At 34.7% G+C, this 21,648-nt stretch carries 19 protein-coding genes; 4 read left to right on the forward strand and 15 right to left on the reverse strand.

Annotated elements, in window-relative coordinates:
* From F1003_RS02970 to glgA, 8 genes are all read right to left on the reverse strand, one after another.
* On the reverse strand, nt 1-1,308 hold the full coding sequence (locus F1003_RS02970) for an MFS transporter (protein ID WP_155087729.1): 1,308 nt from the start codon (nt 1,306-1,308) through the stop codon (nt 1-3).
* 70 nt (nt 1,309-1,378) lie between these two features.
* Nucleotides 1,379-2,209: a M48 family metallopeptidase gene (locus F1003_RS02975; RefSeq protein ID WP_202913874.1), complete on the reverse strand. Its 831-nt coding sequence runs from the start codon at nt 2,207-2,209 to the stop codon at nt 1,379-1,381.
* Between the two features lie 80 nt (nt 2,210-2,289).
* Nucleotides 2,290-4,707, reverse strand: coding sequence for a glycoside hydrolase family 31 protein (locus F1003_RS02980; protein WP_155087730.1), 2,418 nt, complete (start codon nt 4,705-4,707; stop codon nt 2,290-2,292).
* Between the two features lie 165 nt (nt 4,708-4,872).
* Complete coding sequence (gene glgB / locus F1003_RS02985; RefSeq protein ID WP_155087731.1) at nt 4,873-6,783, reverse strand: 1,4-alpha-glucan branching protein GlgB; 1,911 nt, start codon at nt 6,781-6,783, stop codon at nt 4,873-4,875.
* Between the two features lie 3 nt (nt 6,784-6,786).
* Entirely contained in the window at nt 6,787-8,418 is a 1,632-nt protein-coding gene (locus tag F1003_RS02990) for a maltokinase N-terminal cap-like domain-containing protein (protein WP_155087732.1), read from the reverse strand.
* Between the two features lie 2 nt (nt 8,419-8,420).
* A complete protein-coding gene (locus F1003_RS02995) occupies nt 8,421-10,358 on the reverse strand; it encodes an alpha-1,4-glucan--maltose-1-phosphate maltosyltransferase (RefSeq protein ID WP_155087733.1) in 1,938 nt (645 codons plus the stop codon).
* 127 nt (nt 10,359-10,485) lie between these two features.
* Nucleotides 10,486-11,754, reverse strand: coding sequence for a glucose-1-phosphate adenylyltransferase (locus F1003_RS03000; protein ID WP_155087734.1), 1,269 nt, complete (start codon nt 11,752-11,754; stop codon nt 10,486-10,488).
* On the reverse strand, nt 11,754-12,962 hold the full coding sequence (gene glgA / locus F1003_RS03005; protein ID WP_155087735.1) for a glycogen synthase: 1,209 nt from the start codon (nt 12,960-12,962) through the stop codon (nt 11,754-11,756). The genes F1003_RS03000 and glgA overlap by 1 nt, the downstream gene beginning before the upstream one ends.
* 173 nt (nt 12,963-13,135) lie before the next feature.
* On the opposite strand from glgA, the gene msrB reads away from it, so the two are divergent.
* Both msrB and F1003_RS03015 read left to right on the forward strand, forming a co-directional pair.
* Nucleotides 13,136-13,621: a peptide-methionine (R)-S-oxide reductase MsrB gene (gene msrB, locus F1003_RS03010; RefSeq protein ID WP_155087736.1), complete on the forward strand. Its 486-nt coding sequence runs from the start codon at nt 13,136-13,138 to the stop codon at nt 13,619-13,621.
* Between the two features lie 104 nt (nt 13,622-13,725).
* Nucleotides 13,726-14,280, forward strand: coding sequence for a DUF1572 family protein (locus tag F1003_RS03015; RefSeq protein WP_155087737.1), 555 nt, complete (start codon nt 13,726-13,728; stop codon nt 14,278-14,280).
* Between the two features lie 76 nt (nt 14,281-14,356).
* Here F1003_RS03015 and F1003_RS03020 read toward each other — a convergent pair whose 3' ends face one another.
* Nucleotides 14,357-14,938, reverse strand: coding sequence for a hypothetical protein (locus tag F1003_RS03020; RefSeq protein ID WP_155087738.1), 582 nt, complete (start codon nt 14,936-14,938; stop codon nt 14,357-14,359).
* Nucleotides 14,939-15,162: 224 nt separating this feature from the next.
* Between F1003_RS03020 and lpdA the strand changes: the two genes are divergently transcribed.
* Nucleotides 15,163-16,539, forward strand: coding sequence for a dihydrolipoyl dehydrogenase (lpdA, locus tag F1003_RS03025; protein ID WP_155087739.1), 1,377 nt, complete (start codon nt 15,163-15,165; stop codon nt 16,537-16,539).
* A gap of 83 nt (nt 16,540-16,622) precedes the next feature.
* Here the strand turns inward: lpdA and F1003_RS03030 are convergent, their stop codons facing one another.
* The 6 genes from F1003_RS03030 to F1003_RS03055 form a co-directional block, all read right to left on the reverse strand.
* Nucleotides 16,623-17,096: an outer membrane beta-barrel protein gene (locus tag F1003_RS03030; RefSeq protein WP_155087740.1), complete on the reverse strand. Its 474-nt coding sequence runs from the start codon at nt 17,094-17,096 to the stop codon at nt 16,623-16,625.
* A gap of 3 nt (nt 17,097-17,099) precedes the next feature.
* The gene (gene aroQ, locus F1003_RS03035) at nt 17,100-17,519 is read right to left on the reverse strand and encodes a type II 3-dehydroquinate dehydratase (RefSeq protein ID WP_155087741.1); all 420 of its coding nucleotides are present in this window, start codon (nt 17,517-17,519) and stop codon (nt 17,100-17,102) included.
* Between the two features lie 70 nt (nt 17,520-17,589).
* Nucleotides 17,590-18,192, reverse strand: a complete 603-nt coding sequence (locus F1003_RS03040; RefSeq protein WP_155087742.1) for an OmpW family outer membrane protein — start codon at nt 18,190-18,192, stop codon at nt 17,590-17,592.
* 270 nt (nt 18,193-18,462) lie between these two features.
* Nucleotides 18,463-19,029, reverse strand: coding sequence for a porin family protein (locus F1003_RS03045; protein WP_155087743.1), 567 nt, complete (start codon nt 19,027-19,029; stop codon nt 18,463-18,465).
* 149 nt (nt 19,030-19,178) lie between these two features.
* Nucleotides 19,179-19,697 (reverse strand): hypothetical protein, encoded by a 519-nt coding sequence (locus tag F1003_RS03050; protein WP_155087744.1) that lies wholly within the window; start codon nt 19,695-19,697, stop codon nt 19,179-19,181.
* A 197-nt stretch (nt 19,698-19,894) separates the two neighbouring features.
* Complete coding sequence (locus tag F1003_RS03055; protein ID WP_155087745.1) at nt 19,895-20,377, reverse strand: outer membrane beta-barrel protein; 483 nt, start codon at nt 20,375-20,377, stop codon at nt 19,895-19,897.
* 218 nt (nt 20,378-20,595) lie between these two features.
* On the opposite strand from F1003_RS03055, the gene F1003_RS03060 reads away from it, so the two are divergent.
* Nucleotides 20,596-21,504, forward strand: a complete 909-nt coding sequence (locus F1003_RS03060) for a site-specific tyrosine recombinase (RefSeq protein WP_155087746.1) — start codon at nt 20,596-20,598, stop codon at nt 21,502-21,504.
* The last annotated feature ends 144 nt before the right edge of the window (nt 21,505-21,648 follow it).

Genomic DNA, 21,648 nt, shown 5'->3' on the forward strand with positions numbered 1-21,648 from the left:
TTAATTTTGAATCTCCGCTTTAGGTACTCTAAAGAGCATGATAATTCCCAATAAAAAGAACACAAATAAAAACAGAATGGAATTACGCATGCTTCCGGTTATCTGGTCAATAAAGCCATAGATTAGCATCCCTATGACTATGCCTATTTTTTCAGCTACATCAAAAAAACTAAAGTAAGATGTGGTGTCTTCAGTTTCAGGTAAAAACTTAGAATATGTTGACCTTGCCAATGATTGAATTCCACCCATTACTAATCCAACCAATGAAGCAGCTATGTAAAACTCAAGTGGAGTTTCCATAAAGTAGGCATAAAAGCAAAGTGACATCCAAATAAAGTTAACTGCAATTAGAGTTTGTATGTTTCCAAATTTTGCCGAAGCTCTTGATGTTAATATGGCTCCTAATATCGCAACGAGCTGTATTACCAAAATACTTACTATTAAGCCAGTTGTCTTAGCCTCGTCACTTCCCCATGCAATTTCTTCTTCACCAAAATATACAGCTACTAACATTATAGTTTGTACTGCCATACTGAATACAAAAAAAGCATATAAGTAACGTTTTAATCTTAAGTTCTGTTTCAGTTGATTCCAAACTCCCTTTAATTCTTTAAAACCGTTGAAAATAACTGATTTGGTAACTCTATGGCCCGAAGAGGTTCCTTTTGGAAGAATGTAAAATGTGTATTGACTAAACAATGCCCACCATACACCAACTGTTATAAAGGAATAACGCATCATCTGCATTTTATCTTCGCCAGTGTCTTGAGTCATAACCATAGCCAAATTAACAACTAACAATAAAACACTCCCTATGTATCCCATACTAAAGCCCTTGGCACTTATACTGTCTTGTTGTTCTTCGTAGGCAATATCTGGTAAATACGAGTTGTAATACACTAAACTTCCCCAATAACCTATAAGTCCCATGAAGTAAAACAATAAGCTCAAATGAATTCTATCTGGCTCTATGCTAAACCAATATAAACCGATACACCCAGCTGAACCTACATAACAGAAAAATTTCATAAAATTCTTCTTGTTACCAACATAATCTGCAATACCTGATAATATAGGAGATATAATCGCTACAACTAAGAAGGTGAAGGCCGTAACAAAAGTAATAAGGGCAGTACTCTTAAATTCGTATCCAAAAGCAGTAACTTTTTTTACTTCTGAAATAAATAGCGCTGAATAAAAAATCGGAAATATAGATGATGCTATTGTAAGCGTATAAACAGAATTTGCCCAATCGTAAAATGCCCATGCATTTAGAAGTTTTTTACTTCCTTTTTTAAGTTCTCCCATAGATAGTTTAATAAAAAAAGCCGCTCTTATTGAGCAGCTTCTAAAGTAGTTAAATTATATTAACTTAATATTAATTTATAGGTCTAAAATTTGTGACACCATATTTTTTTGCCTCAGCTTTTGCATTAGGAACTAATTCATTTAGTGTATTAATACGGGTGTCTGGATGTGGATGTGTACTTAAGAATTCTGGTGGAGACTGACCTCCACTATTTGCTTTCATACGTTTCCATAACTCTGGCGCTTCTTCAGGATTATAACCTGCAATTGCCATAAGAATTAGGCCAATTTTGTCTGCTTCTGTTTCGTGACTTCTACTAAAGGGCAATGCAAACCCAACTGTTGTTCCTATGCCGTATGCTTGCATCCACATTTGTTGTTTTTCTGGGCTTTCGTTACCTGCTGCGACAGCTACAGCAATTCCTCCAGCTTGTTGCAGTATACCTGTACTCATTCGCTGTTGACCATGATTAGCTAGAGCATGAGCAACCTCGTGACCCATAATGGCTGCAACTCCAGTTTCATTTTGAGCTATAGGTAATATTCCTGTATAAAATGCAATCTTTCCACCTGGCATACACCAAGCATTTACCTGCTCAGAATCAATAAGCTTATATTCCCATTTATAATCATCTAAATAGCCTTGATATCCATTTGCATTCAACCATCGTTCTGATGCTACAGCAATACGCTGACCTACTCTATTTATCATTTCTGCGTCCTTGGTGCCAGTTACCACTTTACTTTCACTAAGAACCTGGTTATATTGTGAAAAAGAAGAAGGGAACAATTGCTCATTGGAGACCAGTGCTATAGTTTTTTTACCAGTAAAGGGGTTCGTTTTACAAGCGACAACTACTAATGTAATTACTAAAGTTAATATGGCTTTTTTCAAATTCATAGCTAATGGTTTTAAATAGAGTTACTAAAATACAAAAAACAGTTCGTTTATATTTTGACGCTAAAATAAACTATAGGTCACTAAGATTTTGACTGATTTCCTTTTATATGTAACTCAGAAAAATTCTTATCCACTACAAAGGAACTCGTACCGTTAGACTTTAAATGGTTAAGGGAAATAGTTTCATTATCCAACTGGATTTCAGAAATATCAAAAGGCAAACCATGAATTTGTATTTTGAATGTTTCGTAAGGCGTAATGAACTTTCCTTCTTTATATTGATTGATAATTAATTCATTTTTACGACCAGTAAGTGTGAAATTCCTTAAGCTATAACGTCCTTTTGTGTAATCGTAGCCATCATTGGCATCACTAAACAATTCACTTTCCTCCTTACCTTTTTTGTAATAGACATCTAAAGTAACCTCTTTAATTTCCTTTTCACCAACATATTGCTGTATGGGAAATTTTGGAATTATGGCACCCTCTTTTATAAAAATTGGCATGCTATCTATATCAGCATCAATCCACATTTCTTTTCCACCTTTTACGACTTCATCATCCCAGAAATTGTACCACCTTCCTTTTGGGATATACATTCTTCTTCCTTTAGCATTAGGCTCTAAAACAGGGCACGCCAAAATTTGTTCACCAAAAACAAACTCATCCGTTCTATAGTGGGTATTAACATCATCCTGATCATAAAGCACCAGAGATTTAAGTAATGGTGTACCGTGATCTACGTAGTTCCAGAATGCAGTATATAAATATGGCAGAAGTTGATATCTGATTTCAATGAATTTTCTAACAATGTCCGTTACATCTTCATCGAACGCCCAAGGTTCTTGGTCACCATGATCTCCTGATGAATGAACTCTAAAAAACGGATGGAAAATCCCAAGTTGAATCCAGCGTGTAAACAACTCTCCCTGAGGTTGTTCTGCAAATCCTCCAATATCACTACCAGCAAAACCGAAACCTGACATGGACATTCGCTGCGCCTGGATATTAGCTATCCATAAATGTTCCCAATTTGCAATATTATCACCTGTCCATGTGGACGTGTAACGTTGTGTCCCTGAATATGCCGCTCTGGTGATAACAAATGGTCGTTTTGGGTAAGAGTATTTTTTTAAGCCTTGGTATGTTGCCCTTGCCATTTGCATTCCATAGATGTTATGTGCTTTTCTATGACTACACGGATTTCCATCGTAATCGTGACGTACATCATCTGGAAATGTTTTGTTTGGCACTTCCATAACAGCAGGCTCGTTCATATCATTCCAAACCCCTTTAATCCCAATTTCTTCTATTAATTCCTTAAATAAACCAGACCACCATTCTCTTACTTCAGCATTGGTAAAATCAGGAAAATGACATTCGCCAGGCCATACTTTACCTTTCATATACGCTCCATCTGCACGCTTACAGAAATAATCTTTCTCTAACCCTTCCTTGAAAACGGAATAGTCTTTATCAATTTTTATTCCTGGATCTATTATAGCGACAGTCTTAAAGCCTTGCTCTTTAAGTTCTGACACCATTCTCTTAGGATCTGGAAAATAATCTTTGTTCCAAGTGAAACAACGGAAGCCCTCCATGTAATCAATATCCAGGTAAATAGCATCACATGGTATTTTTAGTTTTCTAAATGTAGAAGTGATTTCTTTAACCTTACTTTCAGGATAATAGCTCCATTTGCATTGATGAAAACCTAATGCCCACATAGGTGGTAAATGGTGAGGTTTTCCTGTTAAATCGGTATAACTTTCTACAACATCAGTCATTTTAGGGCCATAAAAGAAATAATAATTCATCTCACCTCCTTGTGCCCAAAAACTTGTTACATTTCTACGCTCTTGCGCAAAATCGAATGAAGACCTAAACGAATTATCAAAGAATATTCCGTAAGCCTTACCATGGTGCAAACCAGTGTAAAACGGAATGGCTTTATATATGGGATCGGTATCTTTTCCGTAAGCGTATGAGTCCGTCACCCAATTGGTGTAGCGCTTTCCTTTGAGATTTAAGTGATTTGGTTTATCACCCAATCCGTAGTAGCTTTCGCCATCATTGGATACTTTACTCATTTTTACGATGTTTCCGCCGAACTCATAACTTTCTTCCCAATGAAATCCAATCTCATCTTGATTAATAAGTACATTGTCCTTAACATCATAAATAGATACTCTGAGACTTTCCTTAGAAATATCGCAACGCAACTTAGACGTTGTAACCACAAAGTAATCTTCGTTTTCGTCTATTTTTAATCGGTTATACCCAATACTAGCGTACTTGGTTATGGCATAGGAAAAATCGTTATCAAAGTTGCCAACAGTAGTATATCTAAACCTAAGAAGGCTATCTCGTAAAACTGTTAATTGGAGAATAACATCATTATCTGTTGTAAAATATAATTTATCAACGTCCTTTTCAAAGCCTATTATTTTAGATGGAAATAAATTTCCTTTTTGTTCTAATTCTGTATTTACAATCATTGTACGAATTTGAGGATTTGTGCATGTAAAAAAAAGGAAAAATCAGAACATGAGAAAGCGTAAATACTAGTATTTATAATGAATTGTTAACTATATCGATTTCGATGACTAATTTTATGAAAATGATAATCTTTAAAACCCAATAAAACGAATCATGCAGTTTTTTTATTTTGAATATTTTAATACAACTGCACCTAAAGGCGGTATATCTATTTCAACAGAATTGTCTCTAAATTGCCATGGATTGGCATTAGTGGATTGTATTTTGTTTTTATACTCACCCGAACCGAAATATTTCTTAAGATCACTATTAAAAATTTCTTTTAATTTTCCTTTTCTCGGAACACCCATTTTGTAATTTCCCCTAGGTACAGGTGTCATATTACAAGCTATGACCAAATCATTGGTTTCATCATTTCCTTTTCTAATGTAAACTAATACTGAATTTTCTGAATCGTTATAATCGATCCATTCAAAGCCGTCACCAGAAAATTGTTTTTCGTAAAGTGCTGGTTCGTTTTTGTAAAGTGTGTTTAAATCCTTTATTAATGCTTGCACCCCTTTATGAGGTTCATATTGCAATAAATGCCAATCTAAACTTTGCTGAAAATTCCATTCTTCACTTTGACCAAATTCTGAACCTTGAAACAAGAGATTTGTACCAGGATGCGTAAACATGTAGGAATATAACAACCTTAAATTGGCAAAGCGTTGCCATTCGTCTCCTGGCATTCTACCTAAAATAGAATGCTTCCCATAAACCACTTCATCATGACTCAGAGGCAACATAAAATTTTCCGTAAATGCGTAGGTCATACTAAATGTTAAGTCGTTCTGATGATGCTTTCTGTAAATGGGTTCTTTTGCAAAATACTGCAAGGTATCGTGCATCCATCCCATCATCCATTTCATTCCAAATCCCAGTCCACCTAAAGATGTTGGCTTAGACACCATAGGAAATGACGTCGATTCTTCTGCAATGGTCTGCACATCTGGAAAAGCACCATATACAGCCTCGTTCATTTCTCGCATAAATGAAATGGCTTCAAGATTTTCTCTACCACCAAACATATTTGGCTCCCACTCACCTTCTTCCCTACTGTAATCTAAAAACAGCATAGAAGCTACAGCATCTACTCGCAACCCATCTGCATGATATTGATCTAGCCAAAAAATAGCATTACTTATAAGAAAGGACTTTACCTCGTTTCGTCCGTAATTAAAAATCAAACTCTTCCAATCTGGGTGATATCCTTTACGTTTGTCAGGATGCTCATATAAGGCCGAACCATCAAAGAAACCAAGACCATGTGCATCTTCAGGAAAATGTGATGGTACCCAATCTAAAATAATTCCGATATCGTTTTGATGTAGTTTATCCACCAATAACTTGAATTCCTCTGGATAGCCAAAACGTGATGTTGGCGCAAAATAACCTGTGAGTTGATAGCCCCAAGATGGATCGTAAGGATATTCCATTACAGGCATTAATTCTACGTGTGTAAAGTTCATTTCCTTTACATAAGCCACTAATTCATCAGCAAGTTCTTTATACGAAAGAAATCTATTTTCTTCAATTTGCTTTTTCCATGAACCCAAATGAACTTCGTAAACGGAGAAAGGAGCATCTAGTGCATTGTGGTTCTTTCTCTTTTTCATCCACTTAGAATCCTTCCATTTATAATTATCGTCCCAAACTATGGAAGCCGTATTTGGTGGATGCTCACATCTTCTCGCATACGGATCTGCTTTTTCAGTTTTTATATCGTTATGATGACTATGGATTTTGTACTTATAAATGTTGCCTTTACCAACTTCTGGGATAAACCCTTCCCAAATACCACTTCCATCCCATCTTACCGAGAGTTTATGGTCACCTTCTAGCCAATAGTTAAAATCACCTACAACGGATACCATTTTAGCACTTGGTGCCCAAACGGCAAAGTAGGTTCCCTTTACTCCATCTACAGTTGTTATATGAGATCCGAATTTTTCATAAAGCCTGTAATGCTTTCCTGATTTAAATAAATCAATATCAAAATCGGTAAATAAACTGTGTACAATTACTTCTGCCATAAATTAGTGGTTGATGATATTTGAAATTCCTTTTAAAGGAATGACTGCCCATAATGGACGCGAATTAAGCTCGTAACCCAACTCGTAAACTGCTTTTTCTAATAATGAATATTTTAATAAAAATATGCGCTCTTGCTCATATCCTATATTAATATTTGCGTTTTGAATCTCTACAACATAAGTTCCTAAAAATAAGCCGATAAAATATTGATATAGAATCTCGCCTGCTTCAAAGAGTTCGTCTTGACTTTGTTTATAGTTCTCTTGATTATTAAATATTGTTGCATATATGGCATAATGAAACGACCTAAATAAACCTGCAACATCTTTTAAAGGCGGCTGTTTCACTTTCCTATCTCTAATGGTGCTTTCTGGTTCGCCTTCAAAATCTATAATATAAAAATCTTCATCCTTTACCAGTATTTGCCCCAAGTGATAGTCACCATGTACTCGCAATCGTTCGCCTTTTAATTTGGTCCAATCAAAATTTACAAATCGTTTTCTAATGTCGTTTTTCTTTTCGAGAAACTCATTAGCGAGTTCCAAAGCCAATCCATCTAACTTATGCATATTATTTTCTACAGCATTTAAACGATTTTGAAACTGGTACAACAATCTATTTTTTAACCATACGGTATAATCACCATTAAAACGTGCTGGAGTAAAGGATGTGTCTTCAAACTCAGAGCCTAGTGCAATGTGCATTTCTGCAGTCCTCTTAGCTAGTTTTTGGATTTTATTGAACACATTAAGTCCTGCCCAATCTATTATTTGAGGTGGAATTTCCCTAATACCCAAACGCTTGAAGCGATCTGTTTTGGGTAATTTATCTATTTGAATTCTTTTGTATTCTAAATTGCTAAATATTCTATGTAATTCTTTGAGCATATAGTCCCAAGCATCACCTTCATTGGGCACCAACTGGTTCATTAACGCAATAGTGATGTTAGTGTTTTCCTGATCTTTTATTTGCATACTTCCCAAGTATGCAGGTGTATTTTTAAATTCTTTCTTTTCAGACAAGAAACGGCTCATTTCATAATCTGGATTGCGATCTGCATAGATTCGTCTAAAGAATTTAAGCACACATTTATCGTTGTAAATTATGGAGGTGTTACTTTGTTCCATACCCATAAATCTCGAAGATTCGTACTCACAATCTTCAAACAAAGAACTCTTTTTATATTGAACTCTCGTTCTATCATTAGGAACAGCAGTCAATATCCGCTCAAAAACAACGCGCCTAAAAGCTTCAAGATTTATAGCATCTATGATATATCCTTTCTGTTCTTGAATACTAATTGGGAGAATACGATCATCTTTTGCAAAATCTTCGTTGGTTACAAATGCTATTGGCAAAAAGTAATGTTGGTAAAACGCCTCGGTAAAATTAACTTCTAAAATCAGCCCGTAATATACTTCTTCCTTTTGCTGGATTCTAAAATATTCTGAAAGCTCTATGTATTTTAGTTTGCTCGACTTACCACCATACCAACGCTGCTTAACAATATATTTTTCTAAGACATCGGATAAAAAAACCTCTACAAAATCCTCATTCTCCATCAATTCTTCCCACGGTACATTAAAATTGTACGGTGTCTTAACATCTACAGCTAAAGGTTTTCTCGAAGACATTTCTATTTATTTATCTTAAAGATATGAAATGGTAAGGTGGGATGCAACTCAACAAAATTCCATTCGCTATGCCAATTATAGCTACTTCCCGTAACTAAATCATTTACAGTTATTTGATGCCCATGTTGAACACCAAGCTCTTGTAATGGCAATTGAACATTTCCTTGTTGGGCATAATACTGCTCCAAGCTAATAATAATGAGAAGTTCGTCGGTTTTGGCATCATTCCACTTATAAAACGCAATTAAATTGTCATTTTCAATATGGCAAAACTTTATGTTGTTGGTTTGTTGCAAAGCCTCGTGTTGATGACGAATTGCGTTTACTTTTGATATAATTGTAGTGAGTTTATTCTCAACATTCCAGTTGTAATGTTTTACCTCGAATTTTTCAGACATGTAGTATTCCTCTTTACCAGGAATGGCATCATCTATCATTTGCTCAAAAACAGGACCGTAAATACCTATATTAGAGCTTAAAGTTGCTGCCAAAACATATCGCTGTATATATTTAGACTCATTAGCACCTTGTAGATGATATGGGTTTATATCTGGTGTATTAGGCCAAAAATTCGGTCTCATATATTCACGTTGATCTGTTTGGGTTAACTCCGTCATGTACTCTATGAGCTCATGTTTTGTGTTTCTCCAAGTGAAATACGTGTAAGACTGCGTGTAACCTTGTTTAGCTAATTGTTGCATCACCTTTGGCTTAGTGAACGCTTCTGCCAAGAACAACACATCTGGGTGTTTCTTTTTAACTTCGGAAATCGCCCAATTCCAGAAATAATATGGTTTGGTATGTGGGTTATCTACTCTAAAGACATTGATTCCACAGTCTATCCAATAGAATAAGGTATCTAAACATTCTTGCCATAAATTCTTGTAATCTTTGCTTTCCCAATAGATTGGCAGAATATCCTGATATTTTTTTGGAGGATTCTCAGCATACTGCACGGTTCCGTCTGGTCTCCATTTAAACCAGTCTGGATGTGCCTTTACCCATGGATGGTCTGGCGCAGCTTGCAACGCATAATCCATAGCGATTTCTATATTGAGATCCTTTGCTTTTTTTACAAGTTTTTTAAAGTCTTCTATTGTACCTAATTGCGGATGGATATCCTTATGACCTCCATACTTAGAGCCAATTCCCCAAGCAGAACCAACATCACCATCTTTTGCTTCGGTGGTGTTATTTTTTCCTTTTCTATTGACCTCACCAATAGGATGCACTGGTGGAAAATACAATGTATCAAAGCCCATCTCTGCTACTCTTGGCAATAAACGCTCACAGTCCTTAAATGTACCGTGTTCACCTTCCTTTTCTGACGATGACCTCGGAAAAAACTCATACCAAGTACTGAACAAAGCCTTTTTACGATCTATATATATCTGAAGTTCCTTTGAGGTATTGACTAACTGTTTTTCAGGATATTTATAGAAAATTTTATGAAGCCTTTCACTTTTTGCTTCAGTTACTGCTTTGTCGTATTGATTTTCATCACCAAAAACATCAATACAGTGTTGTATGTATTCCTTCTCTGTTGCTGTTGCTTTTTTCAACAGCGGTTTAAGATATTCTATCCCTTCTAGAAACTCTGATTTAACGTGTTGATTGTCATCAATTTTTCGTTCTGTACCATGTTGCCAATTAAGCGCATAGTCAACCCAACCTTCAACCTTATAGCTATAAAATCCTTGTTTCTCTACGGTAAATGAAGCTTTCCATTCATCATTTACTGTATGATGCATTCTTGCTTCACTCCATTTGCGTTCTTTTTCGTGCTTATAAAGCACAGAAGCTGCAATGACATCATGTCCATCTACTAAGACATGAGCGTCTACGTTAACAATTTCGTTTACAATACGTTTTATGAAAAACTCTCCGCAGTTTATTTGAGGTTTAACTGCATCTATAACTACTCGCTTTTGGTTATGCATAGTTTTGGTTGATTGTTATTATACCACGAAAGTACTATACATTCTCAATATATAAAAGACAATATGAGTTAAGTAAGCACTATAACGTTTGAATTGGATAACTATTTGAATATTAATTCGATTTATACTATTGAATAATAGTTTTTGGAGGTATTACAGCGTCTTTTTTAACCACTACAATACCATCTTTTATTAAATAATTATCCGTTTCTAAATCTTTGAGATGACTGCCTCCATTAATCCGTACATCATCACCTATTCTGCAATTTTTATCTAAGATGACATTTTTAATAAAGCAACGCTCACCAATTCCCATAAATATTTTGATCTTCTTCTCTTCTACCTCTTCCAAAGATTCGTAATGATCATTGCCCATCATGTAACAATTGATTACAGTAGATTCTTCACCTATTCTAGAACGTATGCCTATAACGGAGCGTTCAATCTTTGCAGCATGGATTAAACATCCTTCTGAAATCACTGTTCTGTCTAGTAAAGTTCCTGATATCTTAGAGGTTGGTAATATTCTGGCATTTGTATAAATGCGTTTTGCATTGTCGTATAAATTGAATTTTGGTATCTCGTCCGTAAGACCGAGATTGGCTTCGAAAAATGAATCAATATTTCCTATATCTGTCCAATAGCCTTCAAATTGATAGCTTAATGTTTTATGTTTTTCAATAGCATTTGGAATAATTTCCTTACCAAAATCCACAGTATCTGGTTCTTCCATTAGCTTTACCAGCAAATCTCTATTGAAGATATAAATTCCCATTGAAGCTAAATAATGTCGTCCTTCTTTTTTCATCTCATCACTTACAGGCGATGTCCACTCTGGTAAAATTGATGCGTCTGGCTTTTCTATGAAAGATTCTATAATGCTTTTGTTGTCGGTCTTTAAAATACCAAACGCTGTAGCGTCTTTTGCATTTACCGGTTGTGTTGCAATGGATATTTCTGCACCACTCGCTTCATGAGCCTCTATCATTTCATTAAAATCCATCTGATATAGTTGGTCACCAGAGAGAATTAGGACATAATCAAATTCATGTCTAAGAACATGATGCATACTCTGACGAACCGCATCTGCTGTACCTTGAAACCATTTATCACTTTTTATAGTTTGCTCTGCTGCCAAAACATCTACAAATGCTGAACTAAAAAAACTAAAATGATACGTGTTTTTAATATGTTTGTTTAAAGATGCCGAATTAAACTGGGTTAAAACGTACATTCGTTTAATATCCGAATTAATACAGTTAGATATCGGAATATCTACTAACCTATATTTTCCTGCAATTGGTACTGCAGGTTTAGACCTGTTTTCCGTTAATGGATATAATCTCGAACCTTGTCCTCCTCCTAAAATTATGGATATAACTTTGTTGTTTATCATCAGTTGTTAATTAGTGATTGGTATATGGTTTGCGTTTGTTTTGCTATTGCCTTCCAGTCGAAAAAATCCTCTACTCTTTTTCGTCCTTTTTTTGCCATGGCATCTCTTAACTCTTTGTTGTTGATTAACCTATTGATGCCTGCCGCCAAATCTTTTGAAAACTTATCAGAATTTACAGGCTCAAAAGGCGCAACATTTTGTTGCTCTAAGTTAATCAATAATCCGGTTTCTTCTGGTATGACCACTTCTTTTATTCCTCCTACTGCACTAGCGACCACAGCTGTTTCACATGCCATGGCTTCTATATTAATAATACCAAATGGCTCATATATTGACGGACAACAAAACACATCTGCATGAGAATATAACTGAATTACATCTTTTTTATCTAGCATTTTATTTATCCAAAAGATGTTGTCTCTGGTTTTTCTAGCTTCCTCAACGGCATCTTCCATTTCTTTAGCAATCTCCTTGGTGTCTGGTGCTCCTGCGCACAATACTATTTGTGTATCAGGATCAATATATTTAATAGCGTTCACCAGATGAACAATGCCCTTTTGTCTGGTAATTCTTCCAACGAACAGAACATAAGGTTTTGATTTATCTATCCCATAGGCTTCTAGAACATTGGTCTCTTTAACAACGACATATTCTTTGAGATCTATACCATTATAGACCACTTCTATTTTTTTTTCATCAACATTAAAATGCTTGATGACATCTTCCTTGGTTTCTTCTGAAACTGCGATAAGGCAGTCTGCCATTTCAATAGCAGTCTTTTCAATCCAAGATGAAGCATCATAGCCTCTTCCCAATTGCTCGCGTTTCCATGGTCGTAAAGGCTCTAAAGAATGTGTAGTTACTACCAGAGGTGTACCATAACACAACTTTGCCATAATACCAGCAAAATGGGAATACCACGTATGGCAATGCACCACATCTGCGTCTATTGCTTCGGCATTCATGTGTAAACCTGTACTTAAAGTTTTAAACACTGATTTTAACTTTTCATCACTGTTCTTAAAAATACCATCCTCGAAAAGGTAACCTTTCACAGTTATACTATCTTCACTGGTGTCTTGATCTCCAAAAGCTCTTACCTCTATCTGCATCAATTCGGACAATTCTTTTGCTAAATATTCTACATGCACTCCTGCACCTCCATAAACATATGGTGGAAATTCTCTAGTTAGAAATAATGCTTTCATTGATTCGTTTCAGGTTAACATTCTAAAGGTTTAAAACTCAAACATAGTGCAAATTACGTGAGTTTACCTTGTATATTATAAAATTAGTAAACTTAAATATACTAAAACGATTTCGTAAGTTTTAATTTATGTGTACGACAAAACAAACAATTAAAAAATTGTAATTTTACACTATGAAAAAGATAATGTTTTTATTTACCCTTAGTTTACTCTTTAGCTGCAATTCTTCAGCACAAAAAAAAGACAAACAAGAAAAAGAAACTTTCCCTGTTACTAAAACAGAGGCAGAATGGAAGGAGCAACTTACGGACAAGCAATACTATGTTCTACGTGAAGCTGGTACAGAAAGACCTTTTTCCAGTCCACTAAACAAAAACTACGAAGAAGGTGTTTATCATTGTGCGGCTTGTGATACTCCTTTGTTTGAAAGCGAACATAAGTTTGACTCTGGTACTGGTTGGCCAAGTTTTGATAGAGAGATTGAAGGCAATGTTGCTTTTTCTACAGACTATGATATAGGCTATGCAAGAACTGAAGAGCATTGTGCAACTTGTGGAGGTCACTTAGGCCATGTGTTTAATGATGGACCGAAAGAAACCACTGGGAAACGTCACTGCATCAATGGCGTAGCATTAAAGTTTGTGCCAGCGGAAGAGTAAATTTCGCATCCAAGATCATATAATAGTGTTATAAAATCTATATATGACTATTCGTAGTTTTAGTGGTTTTATAGCACTATTTTTATTGATATAAATCCAAAGGCATGGGAAATTCATATTTAACAAGCTGCATAAAACAATTTGAATATTACAAAAGTCTTGGCGATAAAACTTTTGAGCAATTATCATTTGTTGAACTTAAAACAGAATTTGAAGACGACTCTAATTCAATAGCCATTATAGTCAAACACATTGTAGGCAATATGCTAAGCCGATGGACCAATTTTTTAACCGAAGATGGTGAAAAAACTTGGCGAGAACGGGATAACGAGTTTATTGATACTTTTGAAACCAGAGAAGCTCTAACTACCTACTGGAATAAAGGTTGGGACTGTTTATTCAATGCCCTCAAACCTTTAACAGAAAAGAATTTGGACAGTATAGTCTATATTAGAAATCAAGGGCATACAGTCACGGAAGCCATAAACAGACAAATGACGCATTATGCCTACCATATTGGGCAAATTGTTTTTATCGGTAAATTAATTAAAGGAGATAGCTGGAAATCGCTCTCAATACCAAAAGGAAAATCATCGGATTATAACAAAAACAAGTTCTCTAAAGATAAAGCCAAGCAACATTTTACAGATGATTTGTAGGCATTGGAATATCCTTGAATATAAGAAACCCTTTCAAATCAATGAAAGGGTTTTGGTGTTTTGATTAACTTAAATGTTATCTTTTATAGATTACTTCAGCGTTTCTGATGCTCTCATCTAAATCATTCATGGAGTTAACATAAGTATAATTATTATTAAAAACTCTGTCAACCTTGTTACCAATAATGATATGCTTAACATCCAAATCTGGCGCATTAATATCTACCTGATCTTGAACCCTAACTGTTTTATCACCTAAATCAGTATCCAATTTCTCCAATCTAGAGATTACATATAAGCGATTTTTACTTGCTCTTATTTCTTGTATCTCTATATCGTGCTTGTTACCAGAAACTTCGGCCTCAACCATTAGAGTTCTTTCTTCTTTATCTTCACCAGGCATATTAACATCTATGTATGGAACTTCTACTTCTTCCTCTTCCATTACCACCACAACTTTTGGTATCTCTACCGTTCTTGTATTGGTTCCTACGTCCACATTTGCCCAATCTACATCGTACTCTGGCAATTCACCTGCGTCAGCATCTACATCTACATCCAACTCTGGCATCTCGCCCGATTCTTCTTTATCAATTTTACAGCTTGTTACTGAAAATGTAAAAGCTCCTATTGCAAATAATAATATTAATTTTTTCATTTTTTTAAATTTTTAAGTTATTTAGTTGCGTGATTATGTTAGCTTATGTTATGGACTAATCACTTATCGCATAACATTATTGTAAAAATACTTTCATTAAAGCTTTTAGATTGTCCGAAACCAAATTAACATTTGCTCAAATGATAAAATTTGACATCTCTATATTTCAATATTGTTAAGGGATTTTCATATTTTTGCTACTCATTTTCAATATAAAATCACTTATGAGTAAATACGATATTATAGTTTTAGGAAGTGGTCCAGGTGGCTATGTAACTGCGATTAGAGCATCTCAATTAGGATTTAAAACTGCTGTAGTAGAAAAGGAAAGTCTTGGAGGTGTTTGTTTAAATTGGGGCTGTATCCCAACAAAAGCACTTTTAAAATCTGCTCAGGTTTTCGAATATCTTAAACATGCTGAAGACTACGGTTTAAAAGTAAAGGATGCCGAGCACGATTTTGATGCCGTTGTAAAACGTAGTCGAGGTGTTGCAGATGGTATGAGTAATGGTGTTAAGTTCTTAATGAAAAAGAACAAGATTGATGTCATTGAAGGTTACGGAAAAGTAAAACCAGGAAAAAAAGTTGAGGTAGATGGAAAAGAATATTCTGCAGACCATATCATTATTGCTACAGGTGCGCGTTCACGTGAACTCCCAAGCTTACCACAAGACGGCCAAAAGGTTATTGGGTATAGACAAGCAATGACACTAGACAAGCAACCTAAGAAAATGATTGTTGTAGGTTCAGGTGCTATTGGTGTTGAATTTGCATATTTCTATAATTCTATGGGAACAGAGGTGACCATCGTTGAGTTTTTGCCTAAAATTGTTCCAGTTGAAGATGACGAAGTCTCAAAACAATTAGAGCGTAGCTTTAAAAAATCTGGAATCAAAATAATGACCTCTGCTGAGGTTACTTCTGTAGATACTTCTGGTAGTGGTGTTAAAGCTACAGTAAAGACCAAAAAAGGTGAAGAAGTACTAGAAGCAGATATTGTTTTATCCGCTGTAGGTATAAAATCAAATATTGAAGATATAGGATTAGAGGATGTGGGTATTGTGGTAGATAGAGACAAAATCTTAGTTAATGATTACTACCAAACCAATATACCTGGTTATTATGCCATTGGAGATGTAACTCCTGGGCAAGCGTTAGCTCACGTAGCGTCAGCAGAAGGTATTTTATGCGTAGAGAAAATAGCAGGACAACACGTTGAACCATTAGATTACGGCAACATTCCTGGTTGTACATACTGTTCTCCAGAAGTTGCAAGTGTTGGATTAACTGAAGCACAAGCTAAAGAGCAAGGTATTGATGTAAAAATCGGTAAGTTTCCATTCTCAGCATCTGGTAAAGCAAGTGCAGGCGGAAATAAAGATGGTTTTGTAAAAGTGATTTTTGATGCTAAATATGGAGAATGGTTAGGTTGCCATATGATTGGAGCTGGTGTAACTGACATGATTGCTGAAGCTGTTTTAGGTCGTAAGTTAGAAACTACAGGCCATGAAGTTTTAAAAGCAGTTCATCCTCACCCAACAATGAGTGAAGCTGTAATGGAAGCTGTGGCTGATGCCTATGATGAAGTGATTCATTTGTAAGTACTTCCTATCCTTCCGAATGGGAGGTAATTCTTATTTTAAAAACAAAAAGCGATTCATCTAATAATTGAATCGCTTTATTTTTACAGCTTATAACCTAAGCCTAGAAATACCATATTAGGTGCAAGTTCTTCAAAACCTAAGGTATATTTCATATGCATATCTAAGTTTTCAGTAAAGTTGTAGGCCAAGCCAAGATCAGCTCGTACTTTAAATTTGTTAGAAAAGAAATCGAAAAAGTAATTTAGACTAGGCCCAACAAGTATGTGAAAGTTTTTGTCAATATCATACTCCAGATAAATTGGTGCATTTAGAAATTGAAAATCCCGTATGTGAATATAGAGTAACTCTGGTTGAAGGTGGAGCTTATCCTCAAATTCAACATCAAAAAATACTCCACCATAAAAGCCAACCTCCTCGCTTGGATTAGTACCAAAACTACCTTCGGTTACTTTAAAAAAAGTAAAATTCAGTCCTCCTTTAACGCCAAAATCAGTTTGAGCATTTACAGAAATGCCTGATAAAAGAAAAGCTAGAACAAGTGTTATCCTTCTCATGCCTTATTCTATTAAACTTTGTATCGCCAAATCATAGCTTCTTAAGCCAAAACCAAGTATAACTCCTTTTGCATTTGGTGATATATAAGACTGATGTCTAAATTCTTCTCTTGAAAATGTATTGGAAATATGAACCTCTACAACTGGTGCTTCAATAGCTTTTACAGCATCGCCAATCCCTACTGAAGTATGTGTATAAGCAGCGGCATTTAATATAATACCATCATAGTTAAACCCAACCTCTTGTAACTTATCTATAATTTCACCTTCAATATTAGACTGATAGTAGTCAATCTTAACGTCATTGTGCTTAGACTGTAAGGTACCTAAATAGTCTTCAAAAGTTTTGTCGCCATATATTTCTGGTTCTCTCTTGCCTAATAAATTGAGATTTGGACCGTTGATGACTATAAGTTTCTTCATAAGATAAAGGTATAAAAACCTAATAAAAAAAGCAGCCAAGTTGGCTGCTTTTTATAAAACTCTAATAGTTCTAGAATCTTCTTACAACTCCAAACCATATATTTTTGAAGTCTAAATCTAGTCCAAAAGTGTTTCTGGCTTCTGCACCATCAAAATCTGCCTTTTCAGAAGTGTAAGACAGAGCACCAACGGAAGTAGTTAGGGCCCAATCATCATTTAAGAAGAAATTTGCACCTAAACCTACTCCAATACCAAAACCATTAAACTTTACATCATTTAATCCGTCATCTGTAGACATATAATTAATGCCCAATGAAGCGTATGGACTAAACCTTTTTTCTGGCATACAGAAATATTTAAGAAAGGCACCAGCCATAATGGTACTTTCGTCAAAAATATCTATGTCATTAGCCTCTGCAGTATTAGACATATAGCCTAAACTTAAGCCACCTTGCAAGTTTTCATTGAAGAAGTAGCCAATTTGTGGCATAACGCCAAAACTAGAATCTTTTACATCATCCTGAGATGTAGTCGAATAGTTTAAGGATCCGCTTAAAGCAATATCTCCTTCTGCCCAACCAGTAGTAAAACTATCGTTATCTTCGCTGGTTTGTGCAAAAATAATTGAAAAGCTAAAAACCGATAATACGGTAAACATTAAAAAATTTCTCATAATCTTTTGGTTTTAAATTAGTTACTACTAAATAAATGATTTTTTTGAAGAACTTATGGGATTTAGTACGAGTTATTAACAAATTAATAAACAAAATATATGTATATGCTTAATTATCAATTGTTTAAGTATGTTTCTGAAAATATAAATTAAGCTACAAAACTCTATATTAACTAAATTTATAGTAATATATAGGGTATCACGTGGTAAAAATTCTGGCATAAAAAAAAGGCAATTATTGCCTTTTTTTTATGTTGAATTAATAAATGTTTAGAATCTGTATCCTAAGCCTACCTGAAAATAATTAAATTTTGCCTTAACATTAAAATCTTCAAAACCTTCTAAATCCCCATCTAATCTATCAGAAATTCCAAAAGTATATCTAGTATCTATAAAAACATCATCTGAAATATCATACGAAGCACCAATAGCTAATCCTAGTCCTACTCTTTTCAATCCTTCCGCATCTTCTTCATTAAGCAGGTAATCTAATTGAGGTCCTGCATAAAGCCCTAATTCATTGTTTGCTTTAAATTTTGCAAGAATTGGTATTAGTAATACGCTACTGCTCTCGCCATCTTGACTATAGTTTGCAAAAGTAATTTCTGGCTGTAAAGAGAATTTATCACCTAATTCTATTTCAGCGAAAGCACCAATGTAAAAACCGGAAACATTATCAGAACCAGAAGCACCATCAACTTTGACTTTAGAAATAATTGAAGAGTATCCTGCCTTTAAACCAAATTGTTGGTCTGCAGAAGCTGTGGAGTCATCTTGAGCGTTAATAGCAATTAAACTAAAAAAAGCCATAATTGCAGATAAAGTAATTTTTTTCATTTTGATATCAGTTTAATTTTTCGAACACCAAATGTAAGATTTAGGCGACAATTGAAATATAACAGAATGTTAATATTTAATGTAAATAATCGAAATTCACATAAATAAAAAAAGAGGCCAGATGGCCTCTTTTATTTTATCACTAATGTTTATAAATGAATTGCAAATCCGATTAAAACCTGAAGTGCATCGTCATAAAAATCACTGTTCATAGATATATTATAGCGTAGCTTAGGCTCAACACTTACTTTTTGGGTTATGAACCACGCATAACCTCCTTCAATACCAACATATGACGGATTTTCATCAAAGTCCTTGAAACTTGTACCGGTGAAATCTAAGCCAACCGGAAATTCACTATTAATGTAATACTTTGCACCAATTTTATAGCTAAATGATGAAAAATCATCTCCAAAATCGGAATAGCCTAAACCTGCCTTAATAGCTAAATCATCAGCTACAAAATAGCCACCTTCACCACCCACAGACCACATGGTTTCACCATCAACAGACGTTAATGAAAAAGCAGTGCTTCCTGTTGTCCAAGAACCTGTATTAATTTCAATCTGCCATTTACCCTCTTGGATTGGGCCATGATCATCATCCCCTTGTGCATTTAAATTTAAAAATGCAAATACTGCAAAAGCAGCTAAAAATAAACTTCTCATAACTTTATGGTTTAAAAATTAGTTTATACTAAGTAAAGCATTTTTTAGAGATCTTTAAAAAAATTGATTTGAACTATTAACAATTTTGTAAACAAAATATTATTAAAATTTCAATTATCAATTAGTTTATCTATTAAAAATAACTGTAAAAAAAAGGAGGCCAAATGGCCTCCTTTTTATCTATAATTTTAGATAGATTACAATCCAAACTCTACTCCCAGAGAAATTGCATCAAATGATCCTCCTTCAATACTTATACCTGTATAGGCGAACACGATATCTAATGAATCACTTACACCATACTGAACTCTAGGCGAATAGTAAAATCCACCGTCGTTACCATCAGGAGCAATACCGATTCCATAGCCTAAATTAGCACCTAAAGTAAACTCTTCAGATACAGCGAAGCGTCCTGCTGCACCAATAGGAATAAAAGTAGCGTCCTCGATTTCAAATCCAGAGATTTCATCACCAAAGTAGTGAGCTACACCTGCAGTTACACCTGCTTGAAAATCATCAGAAACTTCCCATAAATAGTTAACATCAAGGTTTACTCCAAAAGTCCAACCATCTCCGGCATCACCTATTGGTAAAGCACCACTGATACTAGCGTTAAAATCTTGTGCATTAACACTCGCAAAAGCAAAGACTGCAAAAGCAGCTAAAAATAATTTTTTCATAATCTTTAAAGTTTTAAAATTGATTAATACAAACTAAAGCCTTTTTTTTTAAATATTAAAGTTTCTTTACACAGTTATTAACATTTTTGTAAACACAGATATATATGTTACTGATTTACAAATGCTTATGAATTTTGTTATTAACAATTTATAATGAATATACGATAAATTGCGTAGTATTTTCACTTATTTGCGTTTATATTTTTCTATTTTTAGGCATGAAATGGTCCCAAGCGATTACTGATTATCAGCACTACCTCAAGATTGAACGTGGACTTTCCAACAACTCCATAGAAAATTATAGCTATGATATTAGGAAATTGATTTCATATCTTGAAAACAATAGCATAACTACCTCACCAACAGTTATTGACAACGAAATTATAAAACAATTTATCTACACCATTTCAAAAGAGATAAACCCAAGGTCGCAGGCACGTCTCATCTCTGGTCTTCGCAATTTTTTTGATTATCTCGTTTTTGAAAACTATAGAAAAACCAATCCCCTGGATTTAATTGAGTCCCCAAAAATCGGTAGAAAACTTCCTGACACTTTATCCATTGGCGATATTGACCTACTAATAAGCGCTATTGATTTGAGCTACCAATACAATGGTGTAAATCTTGGAGAACGCAACAGAGCCATCATAGAGACTTTATATAGCTGCGGCTTGCGTGTGAGTGAGCTTATTGAATTAAAATTATCTGATTTATTTTTTGAAGAGGGCTTTATAAAGGTGACTGGTAAAGGTGATAAACAGCGTTTTGTACCCATTGGAGAAACCACCCAACGGTTTATCAACATTTGGAAAGACATAAGAAACCATATAGGTGTTCAATCTGGTTCTAAAGATATTCTGTTCTTAAATTATAAGGGTAAAAAGTTAACTCGTGCTATGATATTTACCATTATAAAAAAATTGGTCGAGAAGTCTGGTCTGAAAAAAACGGTATCGCCACACACCTTTAGACACTCATTTGCTACGCATTTACTGGAAAACGGTGCAGACTTAAGGGCTATACAAATGATGCTAGGTCATGAAAGCATCACGACTACTGAAGTCTATATGCATGTGGATAGGACTCACTTAAGCGATGTTTTAAACAAATTTCATCCGAGAAAATAATATCTACTTTGATCTTAGAAATTTTACATCACATACTTACTCGAGTAATGAATATAAATTTTACATAGTATGTGTTTTGTGCAGTATACATATAAAAAAAGTGCCTTAAGAAATTAAGACACTTTTTAGTAAACCTAAATACAC

The sequence above is a fragment of the Winogradskyella ouciana genome (assembly GCF_009709615.1).
Taxonomy (GTDB): Bacteria; Bacteroidota; Bacteroidia; order Flavobacteriales; family Flavobacteriaceae; genus Winogradskyella; species Winogradskyella ouciana.